Genomic DNA, 25524 nt, shown 5'->3' with positions numbered 1-25524 from the left:
GCCGCTCGCAGACTCCGTGAAATTTCCTCGAGCCGCCGCGACGCGCGAACTTCCCGCAGCCTTCTCTATATACAGCGCGGCCCTTCGCCGTTATACTTTTCACATAAACGTCAGCGGAGGGATGACTATGAAAGAAATGAGGCCGACGTCCGGCAAAGTCATGCTGGCGCTCTTCAACATACTCGGCAACATACACGGGAAGGGCTTCCTCGACCTTTTCTCGGGCAGCGGACGCATAGCGGCGGCGGCGAGAGTCAAGGGCGCGTCGCCGGTCGTCTGCGTCGAGTCGGACCGCAGGAGGCACGCCGCCATTGTTAAGAGCGTCCCGGACGGAGTAAAATGTCTCTGCGCGGACGTGCGCCGCGTCGTGCCGAAGCTCGCGAAGAGCGGCGAGAGCTTCGACATAATCTTCGCCGACCCGCCTTACAACCTCGGCTGGGGCGAAGAGCTCCCGGCGCTCATAGAGGCGAACGAAAGCCTGCTCGCAGCGGGCGGCGTCTGGATATTCGAGCGCTCCGAGGAGGAAGAGCCAGCGCCTCTCGACGCGGAGAAATGGGAGCGCGAAGATAGGAAATACGGCGGAACTGTGCTCAGCTTTTACACCAGGAGGAAAGACGAATGATCAGAGCGGTCTACCCAGGCTCGTTCGACCCGATAACGAACGGCCACATTTATATATCAGAGCGCGCGGCGGCGCTCTTCGACGAACTCATCGTCGCGGTGCTCGTCAACCCGGAAAAACGCTCGACCTTCAGCGAAGAGGAACGCCAGATAATGGCGCGCGAGGCGCTCGTCCACCTTCCCAACGTCAAAGTCAAATACTTCAACGGCCTGCTCGTGGACTTCATGCGCCAGCAGCAGAGCCGCATAATAATCCGAGGCCTGCGCGCCCTCTCCGACTTCGAATACGAATTCCAGCTCGCGCAGATGAACCGCCAGCTCGCGCCCGAGATAGAGACCTTCTTCATCGCCACCGACGCGAAATATTCTTATCTGTCGAGCCGCGGCATCAAAGCCGCCTTCCAGTTCGGCGGAGCAGTGCGCGACATGGTCCCCCCCGGTGTCTACCGCCGTTTGAGGGAAAGGATACCGCCGAGGGAGATGTAGAAGAAAGAAATATAACAACTGCCGCGCAGCCATACGATACTGCGCGGCGTTTGTTTCATATCACATGCAACAACTAGAAACCGTGATTTGGGGTAAGCGTTACTGACGTCAGCTTGCCGAATATCTTGAAATCTCCGTCGAGAACTTCGTCGTCGCTCACGTAAATCTTAGAACCATCGAAAGAAATCAACTCTATTTCATCATCCTTATTCATAATTTTTTTCAGCGCCAAGTCCCCATTGTAATATACAAGCGCTATGTCAAAATTGTGCAGTGTATCCTCAGGATTTATAACGGCTCTGCTGCCATCTGGAAAGCCGAACAGCCTGTTGTTCCCACCGGAGAGTTTGAGCACAAACGGCAGATTTGACTCGCTGTAACGTTCGCCGATGTCTGTCATTGGGACATATATGTGCGCCCCCATTTTTTTGACAAATGTTCCTACACGGCATGCTTCAAGTATATCGTTAAATTCCAGTACTCCAAGCAATATGCACTCTGCGTCGTCATCACGAGGAGTCGGGACAGCTGTCGGGGCTGAATTGCCTGCACCGTCCAAAAGTTCAGGCAATACGACCGTGTTGGTCTCTCCGATAAGATAACTGACGGTTGTGTTGAATTTCTCTGCGATTTCAAACAGCAGAGCCTTAGATGGAACTTTTTTCCCTCTCTCTATTTCGCTTAGGTAGGCCTGTGTGATATGCAGCAGTTCGGCTACCTCGTTCTGCGTTTTATCGCCACGAAGCCCACGTATCCGTTCTGCGATGAGTTTCTGATTTCTGTTTCTCATACAAGAACTATAGCTCACAGCTATTTTACTGGTTAAACAGAAATAAAATAACTATATATATTATATTAGCGATAATAATATTTGACTTTATATTGCTAATAGCTATAATTGAGAATGCATTCTATATTGCTGTACTTATTTTTAGAGGAGGTCGTTGTTGTGAAGAAAGTCATTCGCGGTAGAAGTGCCTTGGTCGTCGGAAAATTATGCGCGGTGATGTTGGCGATGTTGCTCTTATGTGCTACCGCGCCGTCTTACGCGGCGCTTATCGAGAACAATGATATAGGCGAGTATGTGATAACGGGTGATGATATTTGGGGTGTGGATGCTCCTTATCGTGGAGATAATGAGGTTTCTTCAATTTTTATAAATGAAGATGCAAGTCTGACTTTGCGCTGGGATGAAGACCCGCCATACATATTTGGTAATGGAGACTTGAAAATATCTGGCGGAGGCAAAATGGTTCTTGACCTAGGGCAGGATGATTCCGTTGCTCTAACAGTTTGGGGCTTAAATAATATGCATGATATAACGCTTTCTACCGTCGGTAGCGGTTACGCATGGTTTAATTTCCATGTCTTTTCGGAGGATGATGAGCATTACGTGGGGTACGACAACACCATATCATCGGAGCGCAAGGAACTTGTCGTGAGCAACATAAAACAATCCCACGATAGCGCTATATCGTCAGACTTCCTTCTTGGTGCCTTTTCTTCTAAGAATGTTAATATTGACGGTGATGCGTCTATATCGCTTGAGGCTAGCGATTTTAATGGTGTGGAATTGATTCAAGCAGGAGATTCCTCTGTGGATATTAGCGGCGGAAGCGAGATATCAGTAATTGGTGCTACTGTCACTAATGGTTCAGGTTTCGTCGACAAATATGGGGTCGGTGGCACTATTAAGGTTGCCAGCATTGGTGTCTCAGATCATTCATGGCCAGAAGACCAGGTTATAAGAGGTGCCTCTTACAAAGTACATGGCGAGAGCCGAGTTATTGTCAGAGACGTTGCCGTGGCCTCAAAAGGGACTTACGACGGATATTTGAGTATATGGATGGGTGCTGACGCAAATTGTTGGTCTGATGAATATAACGCTATTGCGGAAATCGAAAATTCATATGCGGAAATATCCGATATTAGTTTTGATGGAACAGGAAAACATTCTCTACATGTGTATGGTGGGGGGCTTTCTACTTCAGTTAGGCAAGAGGATGCAGAAACTATTGTGCATTATCAAGGCAGAGCTGAAAGCAGAATAAAAGGCAATTCTGAAATAATAATAAGCGGGAATGAAACCTTTAGGGGGCTTACAGAGGGCGTAGTTTACTGTGGAGGCGGTGTTATGGGAGAGAATGCCTCCAGTACAGTCGGAAACGTGCGGCTTGCCTTGAAGAATATGGATGTAACAGATTTGAAATGGGGCTGTGGTGAAATCTCTGGACAGGGTTGGAGGCAGGAATATTCAAACGACACCTTTGATAATATAATCACTTCTGATTACACCGACTCCGTCCTAGGCGACAGCGTGCTTGTACTCGACAACGTCAGGGCAGATATGTCGTCTGAAACCGACAAAGTAACAGTCAGATATTTCGACGAGATTCAGCTTGCAAATAACACGGCCGTGAAACTTACGACGCTTGACACCGACGTGAAGAGAATCACAGTGACCGGCGCGTGGGGCGCGGAGGCCACGGCGCTTGAATTTAAACAGCCGGTGCATAATTTTGCCTCTATTGCAGTAGATTACTCCGCGGCTTCTGGCGTTACGGACGCTTATTTCACCGACGACGGCATGAAGTTCATCGTCAACGGTACGGGCGGCGGAGAGACGCCGGAAGAACCGGCAGAGCCCGAACAGCCTTCGACCGGCGGTTCGGGCGGTGGCGGCGGATGCAACGCGGGCTTCGGCTTCGGCGGTCTGCTTGCGATTGCGGGGCTTTTCATGGTTTTGCGGAAGGAGCGCAAACGTTAGGATACTTCGGCGGTCTTACGCGCGCCGCTTTGCTTTCGGTCTGCGGCGGCGCGCTTTGCAGTTTTTTATTATTGTAGGAATTTCTAATAATTTTAGATAGGAAGTGGCTTCTCGTGTCGTTTTTACGCAAGTTTGTTTTTCTTCTGACATTTGTAGCGTTTTGGGCCGTTTATCCGTCTGTTCTTGAAGCGGCCGGGCGCGAGCGCATCCGTATTGCCGTTATGGATTTCCGCGACAATTCCAACGCGGCGGCTCCGGCACGCGCCATTCAGGATATGATGTCGGGCGAGTTGGCTAAGATTCCTGCGTTTTCCGTCGTGGAGCGCGCGCATCTGGATTCTGTCGCACAGGAACAGAGAATGTCGGCTCAGGGGCTTACTGACGAGTTGGCCAGCGTCGAGATGTCGCATATCAAGGCCGCGCAGTATCTTATCGCAGGAGCAATCACTCAGTACCACTACCAGGCAAGCGGCGGGGCGGTGCCTGTCCCGGTGCCGTTCCTCGGCGGGGTGGCGGTAGCGTCGGAGGAGGCTCACGTTACGCTGGACGTTCGGCTTATCGACACTACGACGAGCGAGGTGGTCGCTACTCTGCGTCAGACCGGCGTCGCGAACCAGACGCAGGGCGGCATCGCTACGGCTTACGGCGGGTTTGGCGCAGGCAAGGCCGGCGGACTGCTTTCTCAGGCCACTTTTGAGGCCGTTACCAAAATCGTTTATGAGCTTCAGGATAAGCTGCTCGGCGACAGCGGCGCGTACCGCGTGCTTTCCGCTTCAACGAAGGAAGTCATGTGCAATCTCGGCAGCGCCAACAGCAGCGTCAAGAAGGGCGACAGGTTCGTGGCGTATCGCCGTGGAGAGGTGATACGTGACTTCGACGGGACGGAGCTTGGGGTTGAGAAGAATTATCTTTGCATGTTCCAGATAACCTCCGTCGATACTGGCTATTCGACCGGAAAGATCATAAAAGGATGCGTCCCGCGTCGGGGTGCGCTCGTTTCTCGCGCGCCGTCAAATTGGAAAGAATTGAAGTATGCGGCCGACGACTACGGCGGTGCCGGCGGATTCGACATCGACGCGGCGATGGAAGAGAAACGTCGCGAATTTAACTGACGGGATACATGATGAAGGTTTTGGGGAAACTGCTGCTGATTATGATGGCGTTGACGCTTTTCGTATGTGCGCCGTCGTACGTTGTGTTTGCAGCCGCCGTCCCTCTCGACAGCCGTATCGCGGTCACAGTCAGCGGCGGCTATTGGGTGGAGGGCGACGTAAACGTTGCGGTCGCGGACAGGTTTTCGCGTTTCGCGGAGAGCGTACTTCGCCGTGAACTGCGCGCCGCTGGTTTCAAGAAGATAAGCGCGTCGAATCTGACGCGGAAGCAGCGCGAGATGCTGGACGGCGGTGCGGCTTCGCTTGCGCGCATTCAGAAGGTGCAGTATCTATTCTGCGGCAATATCACGGACAACGGCGCTGATATGAACGCCTTCGGCACTTTCACGGCGTCCGTATCAATGACTATGCAGATCGTCTCCGCCGCCTCTGGGGAGTATGTCTTTGACGGAATGTCCGCGGCGAAGGCTGCCGGCGGTACGCGGGAGGAGGCGACGCGCAAAGCGGTCGAAAAGGCTTCGTCCGATATAGTATCGCAGATCACCGGCGGTCTTTAGGTAATTTGAATTTTATTCTCTAGTTATCGGTCGGTATATCTTTGTAATACTTGCTCAAAATAATAAGCTATGTAGTCTCTCGCGCGCCGTACTTTTGAAGTACGGCGTTTTTTATGACGTCCGGCGGATGTGGGCGCGGCGCGCAGTATCGCGTAGTGTATAATGTACGCGATTTGTTGGCACGGAAGTTTTGGATGAAAAGATATTTTGTGTTTTTGTTGCTTATATTCGCCCTCCCGGCCTCAGCGTCGGAGGCTTTTACGCCAGCGCCGCTCAATCCGGATTTTATCAGATGGCGTGTGAGCGCGCGGAACGAAGCGCGCGGCGCGGATGTCATGTCGGATGCCGGGTCGTCCGCTGTCGTTCCGCGCGGGGCGGCTCCGGCTCCGCAAGATATGTCGTATTTGAAAGACGCCGATTTTTCGATGTTCCTGGACGAAGTCCTGCGCCGTCGGCGGTCAACCACTCCGTCGCGATAGTCGGATGGGACGACGGTTATCCGAGAGAGAATTTTGTCGGAGCGAAAAACGGCGAAGTGCCTGACAACAACGGCGCCTGGCTGATACGCAACAGCTACGGCAGCGGTCCCTGCGGCGCCCACGGAGACGGATATTTTTACGTTTCTTACGAAGAGGGCTCGTTCTCCGACGCGTGCGTATTCGTCGCAGGCTGGTACGCGGCCGCGGAGGACGTCTATGAGTACGACCCGCTCGGCAGCGTCCGCAGCTTCGGCCTGGAGTCCGAGACGGCCTGTGGCGCGAACGTATTCACCGCGAAGCGCGGCGGACGGATAAGCGCAGCCAGCTTCTGGGCGAACGCCCCGGGCACGAGCTACGAGGCGGCGGTCGAGACAGGGCTTGCGGAAGGCTCGCCGCGCGGGACCGCCGCCTCGGTGAGCGGCGTGACGGAGCTTCCGGGCTATATGCGGCCTGAGCTTCCGTCGCCGGTTTACGTCATGGCGGGCGAAAAATTTTCGGTCGTCCTAAAGCTCACGACGCCGGGCTACAACTTTCCGCTCGCCTATGAATACGCGGCAGATGATTATTCAGAGAAAGCCGTGAACAATCCTGGCAAGTCCCTGTATTCAGCCGACGGCGAAATTTGGGAGATTATGGGGGAGCGCGGATACCTCTGCATAAAGGCCTACTGCGCGCCGGAGAGGGACGGCGTGGGCTGCGGCGGTTTCGGCGGCGGCATGGCGGCGCTTGCCGCAGTTGCGTTCTTCGCCGCGTCGCGCGCGGGCCGCAAACGCTTCTGACCGGGGGAATCCTTCTGCCCCGTGAAGCTTCCGACGAACTGGCCGCGCGTGAGATTTGCGCGGCTGCTATCGTTCCGCGAACGGGCTGAAATTATAATTATTTAACTTATAAAAGATAACAAAGGGTTGTAATGACCGGCTTGGCTAGGCATCCGGCGTATTCAAATACCGCGGCGCCCGTGAATCAAAAGCCGCGTGATTCCGCGTCCGCCGTGAAACGTACCCGGCGGGGCCCGTCCAGTCTCATCGGGCGTCAGCCGCGCTCTGCGAAGATTTTCAATGTCCGCTCACGCGGACTGCGCGCGGCGTCAAAGCGCGGAACGACGGCAAATCCAATCATTACGTGTTGTTAGTTAAATGATTATACCGGCGGCCGCATAAGCGGCTGATTTTTGTGAAATTTACGGAAACGGGGAGACCTTCGCGGCCTCCCCATTTTCGTCCAGTGCGGGCGGCGCGCCGTCAGAGCATGATCACGCGGCGCTTGTGCTCTTCGCCTAAGCGCCCGCACCGCACGAGCTCCTCCCACAGCTCGCAGGTTAGCTGCTCGAATCTCGCGCACTCGGCGGCGTATGGCGAGACGCGCGCCGCCTGTCCATAGGTCGTGACTATCGGGAGCGCGGCTTTTTTTTTCATTTCGTGCAGAAGCGCGCGCCCCGTCCCGTTCATCGCGAGCGGCCTTATGTACGGAGGGCCGAGGCGCTGCGCCGCGCGGTTGAACCAGTGGCCGAAGCCGAGCGCGATGTGTACGGCGGCGCGGCGGATGCGCCCCGCGGGGTAGCGCTTCGAGGTGCAGGCGTCCGTCCACTCCTCGAAACTCCGCGCGGATAGCGCGGCCTCGCGCAGCCTGTATTCTATGCCCTCCGAGATTTCGGCGAGCGCGCGCAGCTCCTCCGGCGACGAGCGGAGCAGAGCGGCGCGCAGCAGCCTCCAGTAATTTTCGTAGTTTATGCATAAGCGCCCGGCTTCGAGTTCGCGTTTTATGATCCGTGCCGAAGGTTCGGGAACGGCGGCGAGCGCATCTTCCGTCCTGCCGTCTCGCAGCGCGGCGCGGATCGCCGTCGCGCTCGATATTTCCTCAAGCTCCGCGCTGTTGTAGGCCGCGCCCGCGCGTTTTACCGGAAGCGGCGCGAGCGCGTAATTTTTTTTCTTTATACGCGCCATGTAGGCGAGCGCGAGCGTGTTGTTGCTGCCTGCGAGCACGCGCCCGCTGCCGGGGATCAGTTCGTCCGCGGCGCGAGCGCGCGCTTCGACGAAGGACAGTCCCTCTTCGAGATGTTTTTTCAGCGACTGCTTGAAAGGCTCGGGCTCTTCGAGTATCATATCAACGATACCGTCTGTCAGACAGTCCGGGCTTTCAGCGCCGAACGAAATGTGCGTGACGGCGCGGGCTGCGGCGAGTATGTCCACAGCGCCGTTCGCGAAGACGCCGGCGTTATGGGCCGAGAAGACGGCGGGAAGCTCAAGAACCAGATCGGCTCCGCATGCGAGCGCGGCTTCGGCGCGCGTCCATTTGTCGGCGAGCGCGGGCTCGCCGCGCTGGACGAAGTCCGACGAGAGCGCCGCGACTACGGCGCACGCGCCGCACGCTTCGCGGGCCTTGGCGATATGCAGCAGATGCCCTTTGTGGAAGGGGTTGTATTCGGCGACGATCCCGATTACGGGATATAGCATAAAGTTTTTCACCGTCCTTTCCTTTATAGGATAACACAGCGGCGGTGCGATAATTTAAGGGAGGCAATCCAGTTCTAATGAAAATCCTTGTTCTCAACTGCGGAAGCTCTTCGCTGAAGTATCAGCTCATCGACATGGACGGAGAGAAGGTCCTCGCCAAGGGCCTCGTCGAGCGCATAGGCATCGAAGGCTCGCGCATCAAGCACACGAAGACCGGCCTCGACGCCGTAACGCGCGAAGTCCCCTTCCCCGACCACTCGGCGGCGATCAAGTACGTCCTCGACATCCTCGTCGATCCCGAGTTCGGCGTGCTCAAGAGCCTCGACGAACTCGGCGCGACAGGCCACCGCATAGTCCACGGCGGAGAGAAGTTCACGAAGTCCGTCCTCGTCACGCCCGAAGTCGTCAAAGGCATCGAAGAGGTCATCCCGCTCGCGCCGCTGCACAACCCCGCGAACCTCATGGGCCTCAAGGCCGTCATGGACGTCCTCCCCGACAAGCCGAACGTCGTCGTCTTCGACACGGCCTTCCATCAGACGATGCCGCCCAAGGCCTACATCTACGGCATTCCCTACGAGTATTATGAGAAGGACCGCATCCGCCGCTACGGCTTCCACGGCACGAGCCACGGCTACGTCGCCCACAGAGCCGCCGAAATACTCGGCAAGGACATAAAGGACCTCAAGATAGTGACCTGCCACCTCGGCAACGGAAGCTCCATCACCGCGGTGGACGGCGGCAAATGCGTCGATACGTCGATGGGCATGGGCACCGGTGAAGGCCTTCTCATGGGCACGCGCAGCGGCAACGTGGACCCGCTCGTCATGATCACGCTTATGGAGAAGCTCGGCGACGCCGAGAAGGTCAGCGAAGTCGTACACAAGAAGTCCGGCCTCCTCGGAGTCTCCGGCGTTTCGAGCGACCTCCGCGACGTCGAAGAAGCCGCCGAAAAGGGCTGCGAGCGCTCCAAGATAGCTCAGGACATCCTCATCACCGGCGTCAAGAAGTACATAGCCTCCTACGCCGCGGAGATGGGCGGAGTCGATGTGGTCGTCTTCACCGCCGGCATCGGCGAGAACGGCATCACCTTCCGCGAGGCCGTCTGCAAGGACATGGAGTTCATGGGCATCAAGTTCGACGCGGAAAAGAACAACTGCCGCGGCAAAGAAGTCGTCATCAGCGCCCCCGACTCGAAAGTCACCGTCATGGTCGTCCCGACCGACGAAGAGATGGCTATAGCGCGCGACACCAAGAAGTGCGTGGAGGAAGCCGGCAAGTAGGAAATGCCCGAATATCTCACGTCTGCTCCCAATAACTGGAAATGCAGGCTCGTCCTCGCCGCCGTCCCGCGCGACGGTTCGCCTTACGAGGACGAGTTCACTCTGCCTCTCGACAGGCCGATAGACTATTGGGATCAGATATATACGCCGCTCTCGGAGCTTAAGGTGAGAGTGACCGCCTTCCGCTCCGAGGGGCGCGTCGTCGCAGAGGTCGCCGTGGAGACGGAGGTCGAAGCGCCGTGCGCCCGCTGCCTCGAGCCGGCGAGAAGCCGCGTGAAAGGCGACCTCCGGTATATTTTCTCGCTGCGCCGCGACGAGCAGCTTCGCGAAAAAAACGAAGGCGCGCAGGACGGGGACGAGGAGATAATACTCCTAGACTCGTGGGAGGACGAGATAGATCTGGCTCAAATGGTATGGGAGACCTTCATAACGGCGCTCCCCCCCGCGATCCTATGCTCGCCGGACTGCCGCGGCCTGTGTCCTACGTGCGGCGCGAACCTCAACGAAGGACCGTGCTCCTGCAAAACGGAGGGCGGCGACCCAAGGTTTGAGGTTTTGAGAAAATTTATGGAGAATCAATAAAATAATTACTGCAAAAAACTGGAAGTAGTGATAAAATTACCCAGTTGGCAATATGTACCGGTGAAGATCTAAGGGGGGAAAAAACAATGGCAACTCCAAAAAGGCGAGTATCCCACTCCCGCACGCACAACCGCAAAGCTCACTGGCTCGGCTCTCTCGAAGCCCCCAGCCTCACGACGTGCAAACACTGCGGCGAAGTCATAGAGACCTACCGCGCCTGCCCGGCCTGCGGCTTCTACAAGGGCCGTCAGGTTCTCAAAATCACTGAAGAGAAGACCGCTGAATAAATTTTTTTCAGAGACTCACGCCGCGCGGCAGCGGGTTTATCCGCCGCCGCGCTTCTTTTATCCTTTCGCCCGCCATACCGGAAACGGAAAATTAAAAAAATCCTTGCAGAAAATATAGGGAACGGTATTGACAACTCCGCCCGCATATAATATCTTGTCTGCTGTTAAGACCAGCTCATAAGACGAGCTTGTTTTTAGGAGAATAGAATGCGCTCAGAAAGCAGAAAGCGGCGTCACAGCCAACTCTTAAAACTGATAGAGACGAACCCCCTGCTCACCGACGAGGAAATATCCTCTAAGCTCGGGGTCAGCCTCAGCACCGTAAGGCTGGACCGCGGCCTGCTCGCGATACCTGAGCTCCGCGAGAGGACGCGCGCGATGGCGGAGCACGCATCGAGCCGTCTGAAGTCGCTGCGCGACGACGAGGTCGTAGGCGAGCTTCTCGGTCTCGAGCCCAACAGTTGGGCGCTCTCCGCGATAACGGCGACTCCGGACATGGCCTTTCGCACTACGGACATGGTCGGAGACTACTACATCTACGCGCAGGCCGCTTCGCTCGCCATCGCGACGATAGACGCGGAAATGGTCGTCACCGCCGCCGCGCGGCTCAAATACTGCCAGCCGGCATATGTCGGCGAAAGGATAATCGCGCGTTCGAAGGTCGGCACGCACAAAGGCAACAAATACGTGGTGAGCGTTCACTCAAAAATTGGCGAACGTGAGATATTCGTAGGGCGTTTCGTCGTCGCCGCGATAGAGCCTCACAATAACGAGAAAATGGGGGACGAGAAATGCTGATTGCACTTGACGCCATGGGCGGGGACCACGCCCCCGAGGAGCCCTGCAAGGCCGCGATACAGGCCTGCCGCCAGGATCCGGATCTTTCGGTCGCGCTGGCTGGAGACAGCGAAAGGATCAAGCCGATAATAGAGACTGCCGAGCCTTCGATCCGTTCGAGGCTCAGCATAGTCCACACCGACGAGGTGATAACGGGAAGCGACTCGCCGTCGCTCTCGATACGCAGAAAAAAGAAATCGAGCCTCGTCGTCTGCTTCAACATGGTTCGCTCGCACGAAGCGGACGGCATCGTCTCGGCCGGCAACACCGGGGCGATAGCGGCTGGCGCCGTGCTTCTGCTCGGACGCATCCCAGGGATAGACCGCCCGGGGCTCGGCGCGGTGCTGCCGGTGCTCAACCGCTGCACTCTGCTGATGGACGTCGGCGGCACGGTGCGCTGCAAGCCGGTGAACCTTCTGCAGTTCGCCCAGATGGGCTCCATATATATGAAACTTTTCAGAAACGTCGAGAATCCATCCGTCCGCCTGCTCAGCAACGGCGAGGAGGCGACTAAGGGCGACGAGGTCATCTCCGCGGCGCGGGCGCTGATCGAGCAGACGAAGCTCAACTTTCAGGGCTACGCCGAGGGCAAGGACATCCCGAACGGAATATCCGACGTCGTCGTCTGCGACGGGTTCACGGGCAACGTCGTCATCAAATTCGGAGAAGGGCTCGGAGAACTTATACAGAGCCAGCTCAAAGAAGAATACAAACACCACATGCTTCCGAAGATCGGATGCTTTTTTATGCTTCCGGCCATGAAGCGCATAATGGGACGCTTCGACTGGGAGCGGTACGGCGGTTCGCCGGTGCTCGGCGTATGCGGCAGCGTCGTGAAGGTCCACGGCCGTTCAAGCGCGAACGCGATCGCCAACGCGATAACGAGCGGAGCGAATTTTATACGGCGCAACGGCGTTGAGAGAATTCAGAACGAAATAGCGAAAGGCGCGGAGGGTAACGATGATTAGCGGATTTCCTGTCAGAATCGCCGGAACGGGGAAATATATTCCCGAGAAGGTAATGACGAATTTTGACTTTGAAAAAATTCTCGACACGAGCGACGAATGGATAGTGACGCGCACAGGCATACGGAAGCGCCATTTCGCCGGCGAGGGCGTGAAATGCAGCGACCTCGCGTACAAGGCGGGGCTCGCCGCGCTTGAGGACGCGGGAATTGACGCCTCGGAGCTCGACCTCGTGATCTTGGCCACCAATACGCCCGACACGGTCTGCCCGAGCACGGCCGCCAAGATCCAGGGCATGCTCGGAGCGGTCAACGCCGGAGCATACGACGTGCTCGCCGGCTGCACAGGAAGCCTTACCGCCATGCTGACCGCCGTCACCGGCATCGCGAGCGGCGTGTGGAAAAACGTCCTCGTCATAGGCTCGGAGGATTTTGAAGACGTGCTCGACTGGAGCGACCGCAGCACCTGCATACTTTTCGGCGACGGCGCCGGCGCGGCCGTGCTAACGCGCTCCGAGGACGGCGGCCCCCGTTTCGCGGCCGGCGAGGTCAAGGCCGACGGTTCGAAGTACCGCCTCATAACGATAGACAAGGAAGAAGGCCGCGATAATCCGGTTCTCCGTATGCACGGGGCGGAGGTGTTCAAGTTCGTCAACGTCCACCTTCCTCCATTTATAAAAAGCTTCTGCGAAAAAGCGGGCGTCGAGCCGGCGGAGATAGGCTTCTGGGTGCTGCACCAGGCCAACACCCGCATAATAGACAGCCTTTTCAAGCGCCTCGGAGTTTCCACGGAGCGCACTCTCATGAATCTTGAACAATACGGCAACACGTCGGCCGCCTCATTGATGGTGACGCTGGACGAGGCTATGAAATCCGGCAGCATCAAAAGCGGCGAAAAGGTTCTCTTTATGGCTTTCGGCGCCGGTATGACGCTGGGCGCGCTGTTGTATGAAGCGTAAGGAGCGGATCTGCAATGTTTGAAAACAACGCCATCACCAAACTTCTGAAAATCAAATACCCGATAATCCAGGGCGGCATGGCCTGGGTCGCGGATGCGGACCTCGCCGCGGCCGTCAGCAACGGCGGAGGCCTCGGCATCATAGCGGGGGCGAATATGCCGCCAGAACTTCTTGAGCAGCAGCTTCAGAAGATAAAGACCCTCACCGACAAGCCGTTCGGCCTCAACATAATGCTTATGTCGCCGACCGCGGGCGACGCGCTGGAGCTCGCGGCGAAATACCGCGTCCCTGTCGTTACGACCGGGGCGGGACAGCCAGGCAAGGTCATCGAGCGCCTCAAACCGCTTGGCACGATAATCATTCCGGTCGTCGCCGCCGTCGCTCTCGCGGAGCGCGTGGAGAAGCAGGGAGCCGACGCGGTGGTCGCCGAGGGCATGGAGTCCGGCGGGCATATAGGAGAGACGACGACGATGAACCTCGTGCCGCAGGTAGCCGACGCGGTTAAGATCCCTGTCATCGCGGCGGGCGGCATCGCGGACGGACGCGGCATGGCGGCGGCCTTCATGCTCGGCGCGAGCGGCGTCCAGATGGGCACTCGCTTCGTCTGTGCCTCTGAGTGCAACGCGCACGTCAATTATAAAGAAAAGATAATCAAAGCGAACGACAGGGCGACCGTAGTCACAGGACGCTCGCTCGGGCACCCGGTCCGCGCTCTGAAAAATAAATTCACCAAACAGTTCGAGGAGCTTGAGGCCGGAAACGCCCCGGCTTCGGAACTCGAAGCCCTCGGCGCAGGCAAGCTGCGCCTCGCCGTGGTCGAAGGAGATTCGGACATGGGCTCGTTCATGTCCGGCCAGTCCGCCGGGCTCGTCAAAGCGATAGAGCCTGCAGCTTCCATCATAGAAAGCGTCGTAACAGAGATGAATTCCATCCTTTCAGAATCGGAGAGATACGTCAGATGAAATATGCGATGATATTCCCCGGGCAGGGCGCGCAGCGCCCCGGAATGGGGAAGGACGTCTGCGATAAATATATCGCGGCGAAAAGGATTTTTGACGAAGCGGACGAAGCTCTTGGCTTCTCGCTGAGCGACATAATATTCAACGGCACGCCGGAGCAGCTCGCTCATACAGAGATAACCCAGCCTGCGATACTCACCGTCAGCGTCGCGATGTTCCGAGCGCTCGAGCAGGAGCTCGGCACCGCCGTGGAGCCGGTGTGCATGGCCGGTCACAGCCTCGGAGAATACACGGCGCTCGTCGCCGCCGGAGCCATTTCCGTCGCCGACGGAGTGCGCCTCGTCCATAAGCGCGGCAGACTCATGCAGGACGCCGTGCCTCTCGGAGTCGGCTCGATGGCGGCGATAATAGGCCTCGAGCTCGGCGAAGTGAGCGAGATATGCAGCGAGGCTGCTCAGGGCGAAGTCTGCCAGGCCGCCAACATCAACTCGCCGAAGCAGATAGTCATATCCGGGCACGCTACAGCCGTAGCCCGCGCCGTCGCGCTCATCGAGCAGAAATATACGGCGAAGGTCGTCCCTCTGCGCGTGAGCGCCCCGTTCCACTGCGCCCTCATGCGCCCCGTCGCGGACGAGCTTAAAGAAGCCTTCGCCCAGATAGAGTGGCACGACCCGAAATTCCCGATAATAGCCAACGCGACGGCCCGCGCCGTCCAAAAGGTCGGAGCCGTGCGCGATGCGCTCTACACACAGACCTACTCGCCGGTCCTCTGGTCGCAGTCGGTACTTGAAATGGAGAAGGAGGGCGTCGAGGGCTACATAGAGCTCGGCCCCGGAAGCGTCCTCTCCGGCCTTGTCAGAAAGATATGCAAGGGCAAGAGGCCCTATTCCGTCTCCGACTCGCAGGAACTCGTGGCTGCGGCGGACTATCTGAGGAGCGCGCGCGATGCCGGATAAAAAGGTTGCGCTCGTAACGGGCGCCGGGCGCGGCATAGGACGCGCGATAGCTCTCGAGCTCGCCAGACGCGGCTGCGCTGTGGCGGTGAACTACAGCCGTTCCGAGGAAGCGGCGAACGAGGTCGTGAACGAGATAACGGCCGCCGGCGGCGAAGCTTTCGCCGTAAAGGCCGACGTCTCGGACGCGGCGGAAGTCAAAGAAATGTTCAAGGCCGCCGCGGAAAAGCTCGGCCCCGTAAACATCCTCGTCTGCAACGCCGGCGTCACGCGCGACAATCTTCTCATGCGCATGAAAGACGCCGATTGGGACGACGTTATAAAAACCGACCTCAGCTCGCTTTACTATTGCGCGAAAGAGGCCGTGCGCCCGATGCTCAAGGGGCGCTGGGGCCGCATAGTCGCCGTATCGTCGGTCAACGGCCTTCAGGGAAGCCCGGGGCAGTGCAACTACGCTGCGGCGAAGGCCGGAGTGATAGGCTTCGTCAAGAGCCTCGCGCGCGAGGTTGCCTCGCGCGGCGTCACGGTCAACGCAGTGGCTCCGGGCTTCATCGAGACCGACATGACAGCCGTGCTCTCCGACGACGTGAAGTCGCAGTTCATCGCGAGCATACCGGCCGGACGTCCCGGCTCCCCGCAGGACGTCGCGGAGGCCGTAGCCTTCCTCGTATCCGAGGGGGCCGCGTACATACAGGGGCAGACGCTCGCCGTAGACGGCGGCATAACGATGCGCTAGAAAAGAGAAAAAGTCTGAAAAAGACTTTTTGTATAAAAACACCAAGACTACCAATATCCCAAAGGAGAGATTTGCAATGAAAATGGAAGAAGTACAGCAGAAGCTTAAGGAAATCGTAATGGACCGCCTCAACGCCGAAGAGGATCAGATCAAGCCGGAAGCCTCGTTCGTCGAGGACCTCGGCGCAGACTCGCTCGACATCGTCGAGCTCATCATGGGCATCGAAGAGGAATTCGACATCGAAATCCCCGACGAGGACGCAGAGAAGCTCACCACCGTCGGAGAGGCCATGGAGTACGTAAAGGGCAAGCTCGGAGTCGAGGACTAATATCAGCTGAGTCAACCGGGGGGCTGCATTTTGTGGTGTAGTCCCCCTTCTTCCAGGGAGGGAACCTATGACGCCGATGAATGACAGAAGAGTGGTAATCACGGGCTGCGGTGCCGTAACCCCGATCGGAATCGGAAAAGACGAGTTCTGGAACGCGCTCGAGCGCGGAGAGAACGGCGTAGATTACATAACTCTTTTCGACACAGAGAAGCACAACATAAAGATAGCCGCCGAGGTCAAGAACTTCAACCCCGAGAACTGGCTTGACAAGAAAGAGGTGCGCCGCACCGACCGCGTGCTGCACTTCGCGGCCGCCGGTGCCGACCTCGCAGTCGCCGACGCGGGACTCGACGTCGCCGCGCTCGACCCTGAGATGTTCGGAGTCTACGTCGGAAGCGGAGAGGGCGGCATCAACACTATAGAAGAAAACTTCCGCCTGCTCTACGAGAAGGGGCCGAGCCGCGTCAGCCCGTTCATGGTGCCGATGATGATAACGAACATGCCCGCCGCCTACATAGGCATACGCCTCGGAGCGAAGGGGCCGAACATGGCCGTCGTCACAGCCTGCGCCAGCTCGATACACAGCATGGGCGAGGCTTACAACTGCATCGTGCGCGGCGACGCCGACGTCATGATAACGGGCGGAGTGGAAGCCGCCATATCGCCCCTCGCTACCGCCGGTTTCGGCTCGCTCAAGGCGCTCTCGTGCCGCAACGACGACCCGAAGCACGCCTCGCGTCCGTTCGACCTCGACCGTGACGGCTTCGTCATAGGCGAGGGCGCTGGAATCCTCGTCTTTGAAGAGTATGAGCACGCGAAGGCGCGCGGCGCTCACATCTACGCGGAGGTCAAAGGCTACGGGCTTTCGTGCGACGCGCACCATATAACGGCGCCGTCGCCCGACGGAGACGGGGCTTACCGCGCGATGGCGATGGCGGTGCGCAAGGCCGGATGGAAACCTGAAGAGGTAGACCTCATCAACGCGCACGGCACCTCAACGCCTCTCAACGAGAAGATGGAGACCGCCGCGATAAAGCGTCTCATGGGCGACGCCTCCGATAAAGTCATGGTGCAGGCCACGAAGTCGATGATAGGACACGCCCTCGGCGCGGCCGGCGCCGTCGGAACGATAGCCGCCCTGCTCGCCTTCGAGCGCGGCGTCGTCCACCCGACGATAAACTTCGAGACGCCGGATCCCGAATGCGCGCTCAACGTCGTGCCGAACAAGGCGGTGAACGCGAAGGTGGACAAGGCGCTCATCAACAGCTTCGGCTTCGGCGGACACAACGGAGTCCTCGCGATAGAGAGCCTTAAATAGCGCACATCAATGAAGAACGACAAAAGGCGCGAAGAAGAACTTCGCGCCTTTCAATTAAAGCTGGGTTACGAATTTAAGGACGCGGCGCTTCTGACTGAGGCGCTGACCCATTCTTCCTACGCGAACGAAAACGGCTCGTCCTACAACGAGCGGCTCGAGTTTTTAGGCGACGCCGTGCTTGAACTGTTCACCTCGGAGCGGCTCTTCTCCGCCTACCCGGATTTCAGCGAAGGCGAGATGACGCGGCTGCGCGCGCGCCTCGTCTGCAAAAACAGCCTTAACGACTGGGCCTCGGCCAACGGGCTGAAACCGCTCATACGCCTAGGGAAAAGTATTAAAACCCCCACCGGCTCGATGGCGGCGGACTGCGTCGAGGCCGTCTTCGGCGCCGTCTTCCGCGACGGCGGATACGAGGCCGCGCGCGGCGTGGTCTCGCGCTTCCTCGACACTAAGGAGGAGGCCGCCGCGCCGGTCATGGAAAAGGATCCGAAAACAGAGCTTCAGGAGCTTTTGCAGGGATCCGGCGAGTCAGCCCCAGTCTACAAACTGCTCGAGCGGCGCGGCCCGGAGCACGCCAGCAGCTTCAAAGTCGGACTCACGGCGGGTGGCGGACTTTCCGCCGAAGCCTGGGGGCCCTCAATAAAAGAAGCCGAGTTCGCCGCAGCAAAAATCGCTCTTGAAAAACTTCGCCGCCGGCAGGGCTGAGCTCCGCGCCTGGCCGCGTAAAAAGCGCGGCTTCACGCTGATATACGTCCTCGCCGCCTCGACGGCTCTGCTCTCACTGCTGGCGCTCGCCCTCGATTCGTCGCTGCGGCTGGCGGAGGAAAGGGCGGAGGCGGCCCGCGCGCTCCGCATAGGAAACGTCTCGGCCCAGGCCTCGGCGGCGGCTGAGGCCTGGTTTGCGGCCAACGCCGCGCAGATAGCCGCCTCCGGCGGATTTTCGCCCGACGCCGCGCCGGCGGACGACCCTACTCCGGACGTGCCCGACGGCATATTCGACGCTCTGCGCGCCGAAAATCCGCGCTACGTCATAAAATGCGCCTGCTACGACCTTCATTATCCCGATTCCTTCAGCGAGCGCGCCGGCGCGGCCGGGATACCGCGCGTCGCGCCCTTCGTGACGGAGGACGGCGGCGCTGTCCGCGCTTATTACATAAGGACGACGGTCTCCGAGGCCGGAAACGAAAAATACGAGCGCGCCTCCTCAGTCAGCATGCGCGTGAAAAAATCCGCCTCCGGCGTGATAACGGTGCACAGGACGGGCGTGACGGAATAGCCTCGCGGCCGCGCACGGGGCTTGCAAACGCGCCGGAAACGATATAGGATAACGATAGTTTTTATAAAATGGGGGATAGTCATGAAAATATCTCTTATACAGCTCCAGATATCGCCTAAGGAAAAGGACGGCGGCGAAGCGCTCGTTGGCCGCGTGATGGGGCTTATAGATTCGTGCGCCGGAGCCGACCTGATAGTGCTGCCGGAACTGTGGAACGTCGGCCTTCTGAGCTACAGGACGATATGGGATTTCGCCGAGGAAAAGGACGGCCCGCTGATGCGCCGCATATCCGAGAAGGCGCGCGCGCTCGGAGCATACATCCACTGCGGCAGCTTCGCCGAAAAACGCGGTGACAAGCTCTTCAACGCCAGCATACTATTCGACCGCCGCGGCAACGACATAGCGGAATATCACAAAATACACCTCTTTTCCTGCTACGGGCACGAGGCCGACTCCTTCACTCACGGAGACAAGGCCGTCGTAGTGGACACGGGCGAGTTCGGCAAGGTCGGCCTCGCGATATGCTACGACATACGCTTCCCGGAGCTCTTTCGCCGCATGACGCTCGGCCTCGGCGCGGAGCTGTTCATCGTGCCGACCGCGTGGCCTTATCCGCGCAAGGACGCCTTCACGATGTGCGCCCGCGTGCGCGCGCTCGAGAACTCGGCGCACATGTTCGTCTGCAACCTCGCCGGCCCCTACAAACATCTGCAGATGGCGGGCAACAGCGCGATGATAGACACCTGGGGCGACCCGGTATATTCGCTCGGCGAGGAGCCATGCATTCTGAACTGCGAATATGATATAGAGACGACGCGGAGACAGCGCAGCGGGTTCCCGACGCTCAACGACGTCCGCGAAGGAATGTTCGCTTAGTCCGGGAAGGATTAAAGCGCCGCGCGCGAAAGCGGCGACGTTCTTTAACGGCTGCCGCTCCGTCTTTGTCGCCGCGCCCGCGCCAGTGGGATGAGAAACGCCTCGCCGTAGGCGGCGCGGCGGCGTTATGCCCAGACTTCCGGCTTTGTCTCGGCGGCTTTTATACTTATTTAACTAATAAAGAGAAATAGCCGGCTTTGCCGTCATTCCGCGCTTGACGCGGAATCCAGCGACTTTAGCATTCGACACGCCGCGATGTTTAACGACACTGGATGCCGGGTCAGGCCCGGTATGACGAAATGCCAGTCTCTTTTATATAATTAATCAAATATTATTCCGCAAGCGCCCACTTGAGCAGCTCCTCGGAAATTTTATCCCTCACCGCGCGCTCTATGCCTCTGGCTCCGTCGTCTCCCCGCAGAGAACCGGCGAGCGACGCCGCGAGCGCGTCCGCGTCGATTCGCGCGCGCTCCTGGTCTGAGAGCGCCGCGAGCGCCTCGTTTATCCTCTTCAGCATTATTTTGCGCTGCGCTTCCTTCGACAGAGGCTTGAACTCTATCACCGAGTCGAACCTTGCGAATATCGGAGCGCCGAGCCTCTCTCTCGCCTCTTCGGCGGAGGCGTAGTTCGACGTGCATATCACGAGAGCGCCGCGAATGTCCGCGCGGTAGTTCCTGTCCTCGTATATCCCCTCGTCGAAGGCCTGGTAGAATGCGCTGTGAAAGACCGGGTTCGGCTTGTCGAACTCGTCGAAAAGAATGACGTTGGACTCGCGCTCCATGAGATCCTTAGCGAGACAGCTCCCCGTGTGCCGCCCGCCGAAGAGATATGACGAAAATTCATTGCTGTGGAACATCGAGAACTGGCGGCGCAGCAGCGGCTGCCCCGCGACTTCGCTGAGATACTTCGCAGTCTCCGACTTCCCGACTCCCGTAGGCCCGTAGAACAGAAGCACGGCGGGCTTGTCCGACGCCCCGGAGGCGAGGGGATAGAGCGCCCTGAGCAGACGGTCCTTCACCTCCGGCTGCCCGACGATCACGCCGTCGTACTCGCGGTTGATACGCCGCAGGCAGTCGAAGTCAAGCTCGTTGTAGGAGTAGCGCATGATCTTTATGCGGCTGTGCAGTCCTTCAAACTGCGCCGCTATGTGGACTGGCGGGTTCTGCAGATATATCGACCCCACGTCGAACTGCGCGATGAAGCTGAGGAAAGAATTTATCGCGCTCTCGCTGATTGAGGCGTACTGCTCGGAGAAGGCGACGAGGCACGGGACGCTAAGACGCTCCGGCTCGTTCTCCGTGTTTTCGGCGCCGCGGCGCGCGCTCTGTATCTTGAAAGTGTGTTCGCGCATCTTCCTGTCGCTGTATATCGCGAGCTCGCTGATCGTGGTTATAGGCAGCTTCCTAGGAAGGCGGCGGAGAAAGCCGGACTTCGGCCCGTAGTAGAAAACTATTTTCTGAGTCATTATTTGTCAACACTCCATGAAAGATTGATTTTTCTAAAAATCGCCGGGATTCCGCGGCGTCAGGAATTTTATAAAAAATATCTCCGCCGGCTGAGCGAAGCGTCCGCAGCGGATGCAGAGCGAGCCGGCGTCCTCGTACCCCATTTTCCTGTAAAAGGCCTGGGCCGCGTCGTCCGACGGGATGGAGCAGAACAGCGTGTCGTGTCCCCCGCGCGCCATCTCGTTTTCCCACGACCTCAGAGCTTCGCCCGCGTAGCCTCTTCCGCGAAATTCTCCGCGGATATTCAGAAAACACAGATACGGGATATAGTCCCAAAGAAAACCGTAACGCAGCACGCCGACCGTCGCGCCCGAATGTCTGATAAGCCGAACCTGCTCGGGAGCCCTGTCGATTTTTGCCAGCAGCATCTCCTTCGGGATGTAAGTGTCCGTCGATAAGATTTCCGCTATGTCGCGGCTGTCCGCCGCGCGTAATTCGATCATTCCGCAATCGCTCCCAAAATCCTGTTTTGTTCAGAGCCGGACCAAATTGCCGGTATTTCGTCTGTCAGATTTGTCAGAAAATTAATTGACAATATCACTAATTAGTGCTATTCTACAGCCAACGGGACATAAGTCAATCTGTCAAAGATTAAATGGGCAAGGGACTTTGAAATAATGAATGACAGGGATCGGTTGAACGGAAAGTTAATTATAGCTTTAGGCCGGACCTATAGAAACGCCCATCGAAAATCAAGTGAATTGTTTCGCGAGAAAGGATTGACTCTGCCCCAGTTCACCGTGATGGAACTTCTCTACAACAGGGGAGAACAGACGGTGCAAAGCATAATAGACAAGGTTCTTTCCAGCAGCGGCAATATAACCGTCGTGGTGAGGAACCTTGAGCAGATGGGGCTGGTCAGCCGGCGCGACAATCCTGACGATGGTCGTTCCTATCTGATCGGCATATCGCCTAAGGGCAAAGCTTTAATGGATGAGACGTTCTCCGTGCATATGGAGAATCTGGCGGAAGCTTTTTCGAAGCTGACGACTGAGGAAAAGGAAACGGTCGTCGGCATACTGAAAAAACTGAAATAGCCGGCAGAAACGGTTCTAAGTCCATTTTATATTTTTTACTGAAATATCACTAATTAGTGGTACTTCTGCTGTTGTTGCTATGTACTTTTGTCAGTGAAGGGAGGCGGTGCGCCGTCAGTGAAGTGTCCGTTTCGTGTTTACCGCCGTCAACGGCTAAAACAAATACCACACTCACATAAAACCGAAAGGAATGATACGATGCTGGAACATTGGACGCCATACCGGCCGGAGCTAGCGAAGCAGTATGAGGAAAAGGGATACTGGAAGAAAGAAACCTTCTCGCAGGTGTTCGACAACATAGCCGAGCGCTTCTGGGAACGCGAAGCACTGGTCGGAGGCGATCAGCGTTATAAGTATGGCGAACTGAAGAAGGGGACTGACCGCCTCGCGCTTCATTTCGTGAAGATGGGGCTGAAACACGGTGATCGGGTCGTAGTTCAGCTCATAAACATTCCGGAGTTTGTATTCATCTACATCGCTTTCCAGAAAATCGGGGTTATTCCGGTGATGTGCCTGCCGCAGCACAGATACACGGAAATTTCCCAGATCGCTGCCAAAGCGGAGGCGGTCGGCTACATTATACCAGGTTTTGCGAAAAAGTATAATTATGTCGAGCTTGTCGACCAGGTGGCCGCCGAGCTTCCCTACATGAAATTCAAGATGATCGCGGGCGAGAACCAGGAAATCCCCGCGGGCTACCACTACATCAACGAACTGCTCAAGACGCCCGTCGAGGGCGAGGACGACGCGGAACTCCTCAGAAGCTACCTGCCCGACCCGCACGACGTCTGCATCCTTCTCCTCTCCGGAGGAACCACCGGAATACCCAAGCTTATCCCACGCGAATACAACGCCTACCGCTACGTCGCGGAGGAATCCAGCCGTGAGCTCGGATACAACATGTACACGGTGCAGCTCGCGGTCGCCCCGGTCGCGCACAACATGGTGCTCGCGGCCCCCGGAATCCAGGGCGCTTTCAGCTTCGGAGGAAAGGTCGTCATGTCCACCTCGCCGAAGACCGAGGACATCTGCAAGCTTATAGAAAAAGAAAGAATCACGCACGTCCCGATGGTTCCGGCTATGATCATCAATATGCTGAACTTCGAGGACAGGCCGAAGTACGACCTCTCTTCCTGGAAGATCGTCGTCAACGGCGGTTCGAAGATCGAGCCCGTCGTCGCGGCGCGCGTCTATCCTGAGCTCGGCTGCCGCCTCATCTCGCAGTTTGGTATGTCCGAGGGTACGATCACGCAGACGAGCCTCTTCGACGACGACGATGTGACTTACAACACGATAGGCCTCCCGGTCTCTCCCGCCGACGAGTGGAAGATAATAGATAAGGATGACGGACACGTCATCGCCGAAAGCGTACACGACGGCACCGCCCGCTGGAAGGGCGAGGCCGAGGTCCCCGGAGAACTGATCTTCCGCGGTCCGTACACGATACGCGGCTACTACAACGCGGCCGAGCATAACAAAAAGGCGTTCACCGAGGACGGCTTCTATCGTTCCGGCGACCTCGGCGCCATGCACGAAAGCGGGAAGGGCTTCGTGATAATGGGACGCATCAAGGACGCCATCAACCGCGGCGGAGAGAAGTTCAGCTGCGAAGAAGTCGAGAACCTCGTCCTGAAAAACGAGAAAGTCCACGACGCGGCGCTCGTCCCGATGCCCGATCCGGTGCTCGGCGAGAAGGCCTGCCTCTTCGTATCTCTCAGAGAGCCCGGGCTCACGATCACGCTTGAAGAGATAAACTCGTTCCTCGACGGCAAGCTCGCTAAGTTCAAGATGCCTGAGCGTCTCGAAGTCCGCGACGACCTGCCGCACACGAACATAGGCAAGGTCAAGAAAGAGGAGCTCCGCCAGGAAATCTACGCGATAATGGCGGAAGAGGAGAAGAACAAGCAGTAAAGACAGTCCTCCCGACTGTACGGCCACGGTGCGGAGACCGGGTGTTCTCCGCACCGATTATAAAAATTGGAGGTAGCTTTTATGCAGATATTAGAGCCTGTAAAATTTAGAAATCTCGAGCTGAGAAACCGCCTTGTCTGGCTGCCCGCGGTCACCTGCATGGCCGACGAAATAGGCTTCGTCACCGATCCCCTTATCGAGCGCCACGTCGCGCGCGCGAAGGGCGGCTTCGGACTCATCGACGTGGAAGCCTGCGGCGTCCTCGACAGAAAGAGCCCCCACCTTCTCCGCATATGCGACGACAAGTTCATCCCCGGACTTAAAGAGATGACCGACGCCGTCCACGCCGAGGGCTGCAAGATGACGCTCCAGCTCATCCACTACGTCAAGCAGTCGGTCCGTACAGGCTGGAAGCAGGCTATCGAAGACCTCTCCTATGAGGAAATAGACGAGATCAAAAAGCAGTTCGTAGACAGCACCGTCAGGGCCCGTAAGGCCGGATTCGACGGCGTCGAGCTCCACGTAGCGCACGGCTACACGCTTTCATCATTCATTTCGCTCCTCAACAAGCGCACCGACAAGTACGGACGCAACACCGAAGGCCGCTGCCGCATCGTCACCGAGATAATGGAAGACATCCGCAAGGAAGTCGGCGACGACTACTGCGTCGGCTGCCGCATCTCGGGCGAAGAGTTCGTCATCGGCGGCAACACGCTGAAGCAGACGACCGAGATAGCGAAGATATTCGCGCAGGCCGGAATGGACTTCATCAGTGTGTCGGCGGGCGGAAAGACCGAGGACGGCCCGTGGTACACCGGATACAGCGGAAGCCGCTGCATGGCGACCGCGAACCTGCCATACGGATGCCACGTCTATCTCTCGAGAGGCATCAAGAGGGCGCTGCGCGAGATCAACTCCGATATCCCCGTCATCGTCTCCGGCAAGATCAAAGACCTCCAGCACGGCGAAGAAGTATTCCAGGCCGGCGACGCCGACCTCATCGGAGTCTGCCGTCCGGCGCTCGCCGACCCGGACTGGATTAAGAAGCAGGTCGAAGGCCGCGAGAAGGAAATAATCAAGTGCGTCTACTGCAACGGCTGCCTCGAGCGCGACCAGCGCCACGAGATAGTCAACTGCGTCATCGCCGACAAGATCGCCGAGCGCAAGGCGGCGCAGCAGGCGAAGCAGGACTAGCGGCGCACAAAGGCGCTTTTACGGAAGCGCGGCAACGGGAGGTATGC

The 25524-nt window shown here is 57.8% G+C and carries 27 protein-coding genes; 23 read left to right on the top strand and 4 right to left on the bottom strand.

What is annotated here, in order from left to right; all coding sequences use genetic code 11:
* The first annotated feature begins 127 nt into the window (after positions 1-127).
* Both B5F39_RS00425 and coaD read left to right on the top strand, forming a co-directional pair.
* Positions 128-622: an RsmD family RNA methyltransferase gene (locus B5F39_RS00425; RefSeq protein WP_239390989.1), complete on the top strand. Its 495-nt coding sequence runs from the start codon at positions 128-130 to the stop codon at positions 620-622.
* Positions 619-1107, top strand: a complete 489-nt coding sequence (coaD, locus tag B5F39_RS00420) for a pantetheine-phosphate adenylyltransferase (protein ID WP_087362868.1) — start codon at positions 619-621, stop codon at positions 1105-1107. Before B5F39_RS00425 ends, coaD begins: the two co-directional genes overlap by 4 nt.
* A gap of 73 nt (positions 1108-1180) precedes the next feature.
* Here the strand turns inward: coaD and B5F39_RS00415 are convergent, their stop codons facing one another.
* Positions 1181-1897: a helix-turn-helix domain-containing protein gene (locus B5F39_RS00415; RefSeq protein WP_087362867.1), complete on the bottom strand. Its 717-nt coding sequence runs from the start codon at positions 1895-1897 to the stop codon at positions 1181-1183.
* A 159-nt stretch (positions 1898-2056) separates the two neighbouring features.
* Here B5F39_RS00415 and B5F39_RS00410 point away from each other — a divergent pair, with 159 nt between their 5' ends.
* From B5F39_RS00410 to B5F39_RS00390, 4 genes are all read left to right on the top strand, one after another.
* Positions 2057-3874 carry a hypothetical protein gene (locus B5F39_RS00410; RefSeq protein WP_087362866.1) on the top strand — a complete coding sequence of 606 codons (1818 nt, stop codon included), beginning with the start codon at positions 2057-2059 and terminating at the stop codon, positions 3872-3874.
* 143 nt (positions 3875-4017) lie between these two features.
* Positions 4018-4986 (top strand): CsgG/HfaB family protein, encoded by a 969-nt coding sequence (locus tag B5F39_RS00405; RefSeq protein WP_255375997.1) that lies wholly within the window; start codon positions 4018-4020, stop codon positions 4984-4986.
* Between the two features lie 8 nt (positions 4987-4994).
* Positions 4995-5543 (top strand): hypothetical protein, encoded by a 549-nt coding sequence (locus B5F39_RS00400; RefSeq protein ID WP_087362865.1) that lies wholly within the window; start codon positions 4995-4997, stop codon positions 5541-5543.
* A 535-nt stretch (positions 5544-6078) separates the two neighbouring features.
* Positions 6079-6801: a lectin like domain-containing protein gene (locus B5F39_RS00390; RefSeq protein ID WP_087362863.1), complete on the top strand. Its 723-nt coding sequence runs from the start codon at positions 6079-6081 to the stop codon at positions 6799-6801.
* Positions 6802-7263: 462 nt separating this feature from the next.
* Here B5F39_RS00390 and B5F39_RS00385 read toward each other — a convergent pair whose 3' ends face one another.
* Entirely contained in the window at positions 7264-8475 is a 1212-nt protein-coding gene (locus B5F39_RS00385; RefSeq protein ID WP_087362862.1) for a nucleotidyltransferase family protein, read from the bottom strand.
* A 77-nt stretch (positions 8476-8552) separates the two neighbouring features.
* Here B5F39_RS00385 and B5F39_RS00380 point away from each other — a divergent pair, with 77 nt between their 5' ends.
* The 14 genes from B5F39_RS00380 (at position 8553) to B5F39_RS00315 (ending at position 19830) form a co-directional block, all read left to right on the top strand.
* On the top strand, positions 8553-9755 hold the full coding sequence (locus B5F39_RS00380; protein WP_087362861.1) for an acetate kinase: 1203 nt from the start codon (positions 8553-8555) through the stop codon (positions 9753-9755).
* Between the two features lie 3 nt (positions 9756-9758).
* Complete coding sequence (locus B5F39_RS00375; RefSeq protein WP_087362860.1) at positions 9759-10337, top strand: DUF177 domain-containing protein; 579 nt, start codon at positions 9759-9761, stop codon at positions 10335-10337.
* 86 nt (positions 10338-10423) lie between these two features.
* Positions 10424-10624, top strand: a complete 201-nt coding sequence (rpmF, locus tag B5F39_RS00370) for a 50S ribosomal protein L32 (RefSeq protein WP_087362859.1) — start codon at positions 10424-10426, stop codon at positions 10622-10624.
* Between the two features lie 207 nt (positions 10625-10831).
* Positions 10832-11422 carry a transcription factor FapR gene (gene fapR, locus B5F39_RS00365; RefSeq protein WP_087362858.1) on the top strand — a complete coding sequence of 197 codons (591 nt, stop codon included), beginning with the start codon at positions 10832-10834 and terminating at the stop codon, positions 11420-11422.
* Positions 11416-12429, top strand: a complete 1014-nt coding sequence (gene plsX, locus B5F39_RS00360) for a phosphate acyltransferase PlsX (RefSeq protein ID WP_087362857.1) — start codon at positions 11416-11418, stop codon at positions 12427-12429. The genes fapR and plsX overlap by 7 nt, the downstream gene beginning before the upstream one ends.
* Positions 12422-13384 (top strand): beta-ketoacyl-ACP synthase III, encoded by a 963-nt coding sequence (locus tag B5F39_RS00355; protein WP_087362856.1) that lies wholly within the window; start codon positions 12422-12424, stop codon positions 13382-13384. Before plsX ends, B5F39_RS00355 begins: the two co-directional genes overlap by 8 nt.
* A 14-nt stretch (positions 13385-13398) precedes the next feature.
* Entirely contained in the window at positions 13399-14346 is a 948-nt protein-coding gene (fabK, locus tag B5F39_RS00350) for an enoyl-[acyl-carrier-protein] reductase FabK (protein WP_087362855.1), read from the top strand.
* Complete coding sequence (gene fabD, locus B5F39_RS00345) at positions 14343-15299, top strand: ACP S-malonyltransferase (RefSeq protein WP_087362854.1); 957 nt, start codon at positions 14343-14345, stop codon at positions 15297-15299. Before fabK ends, fabD begins: the two co-directional genes overlap by 4 nt.
* Positions 15289-16032 carry a 3-oxoacyl-[acyl-carrier-protein] reductase gene (fabG, locus tag B5F39_RS00340; protein WP_087362853.1) on the top strand — a complete coding sequence of 248 codons (744 nt, stop codon included), beginning with the start codon at positions 15289-15291 and terminating at the stop codon, positions 16030-16032. Before fabD ends, fabG begins: the two co-directional genes overlap by 11 nt.
* 76 nt (positions 16033-16108) lie before the next feature.
* On the top strand, positions 16109-16360 hold the full coding sequence (gene acpP, locus B5F39_RS00335) for an acyl carrier protein (RefSeq protein WP_087362852.1): 252 nt from the start codon (positions 16109-16111) through the stop codon (positions 16358-16360).
* Positions 16361-16427: 67 nt separating this feature from the next.
* A complete protein-coding gene (fabF, locus tag B5F39_RS00330; RefSeq protein ID WP_087362851.1) occupies positions 16428-17678 on the top strand; it encodes a beta-ketoacyl-ACP synthase II in 1251 nt (416 codons plus the stop codon).
* 9 nt (positions 17679-17687) lie between these two features.
* Positions 17688-18383, top strand: a complete 696-nt coding sequence (gene rnc, locus B5F39_RS00325) for a ribonuclease III (RefSeq protein ID WP_087362850.1) — start codon at positions 17688-17690, stop codon at positions 18381-18383.
* Complete coding sequence (locus B5F39_RS00320; RefSeq protein ID WP_087362849.1) at positions 18355-18954, top strand: hypothetical protein; 600 nt, start codon at positions 18355-18357, stop codon at positions 18952-18954. Before rnc ends, B5F39_RS00320 begins: the two co-directional genes overlap by 29 nt.
* Before the next feature lie 81 nt (positions 18955-19035).
* Positions 19036-19830: a nitrilase-related carbon-nitrogen hydrolase gene (locus B5F39_RS00315; RefSeq protein WP_087362848.1), complete on the top strand. Its 795-nt coding sequence runs from the start codon at positions 19036-19038 to the stop codon at positions 19828-19830.
* Positions 19831-20161: 331 nt separating this feature from the next.
* Here the strand turns inward: B5F39_RS00315 and B5F39_RS00310 are convergent, their stop codons facing one another.
* Together B5F39_RS00310 and B5F39_RS00305 are read right to left on the bottom strand one after the other, a co-directional pair.
* Positions 20162-21295, bottom strand: a complete 1134-nt coding sequence (locus B5F39_RS00310) for an AAA family ATPase (RefSeq protein ID WP_087362847.1) — start codon at positions 21293-21295, stop codon at positions 20162-20164.
* Positions 21296-21328: 33 nt separating this feature from the next.
* Entirely contained in the window at positions 21329-21778 is a 450-nt protein-coding gene (locus B5F39_RS00305; RefSeq protein ID WP_087362846.1) for a GNAT family N-acetyltransferase, read from the bottom strand.
* A gap of 258 nt (positions 21779-22036) precedes the next feature.
* Here B5F39_RS00305 and B5F39_RS00300 point away from each other — a divergent pair, with 258 nt between their 5' ends.
* The 3 genes from B5F39_RS00300 to B5F39_RS00290 all read left to right on the top strand — a co-directional run bounded on the left by B5F39_RS00300 (position 22037) and on the right by B5F39_RS00290 (position 25477).
* Complete coding sequence (locus B5F39_RS00300) at positions 22037-22372, top strand: MarR family transcriptional regulator (protein ID WP_239390986.1); 336 nt, start codon at positions 22037-22039, stop codon at positions 22370-22372.
* Between the two features lie 198 nt (positions 22373-22570).
* Entirely contained in the window at positions 22571-24283 is a 1713-nt protein-coding gene (locus tag B5F39_RS00295; RefSeq protein ID WP_087362844.1) for an AMP-binding protein, read from the top strand.
* An 81-nt stretch (positions 24284-24364) separates the two neighbouring features.
* Entirely contained in the window at positions 24365-25477 is a 1113-nt protein-coding gene (locus B5F39_RS00290; RefSeq protein ID WP_087362843.1) for an NADH:flavin oxidoreductase, read from the top strand.
* The last annotated feature ends 47 nt before the right edge of the window (positions 25478-25524 follow it).

Source organism: Cloacibacillus sp. An23 (assembly GCF_002159945.1).
Lineage (GTDB): Bacteria > Synergistota > Synergistia > Synergistales > Synergistaceae > Caccocola.
This window is presented reverse-complemented; position numbering and strand designations above follow the sequence as displayed.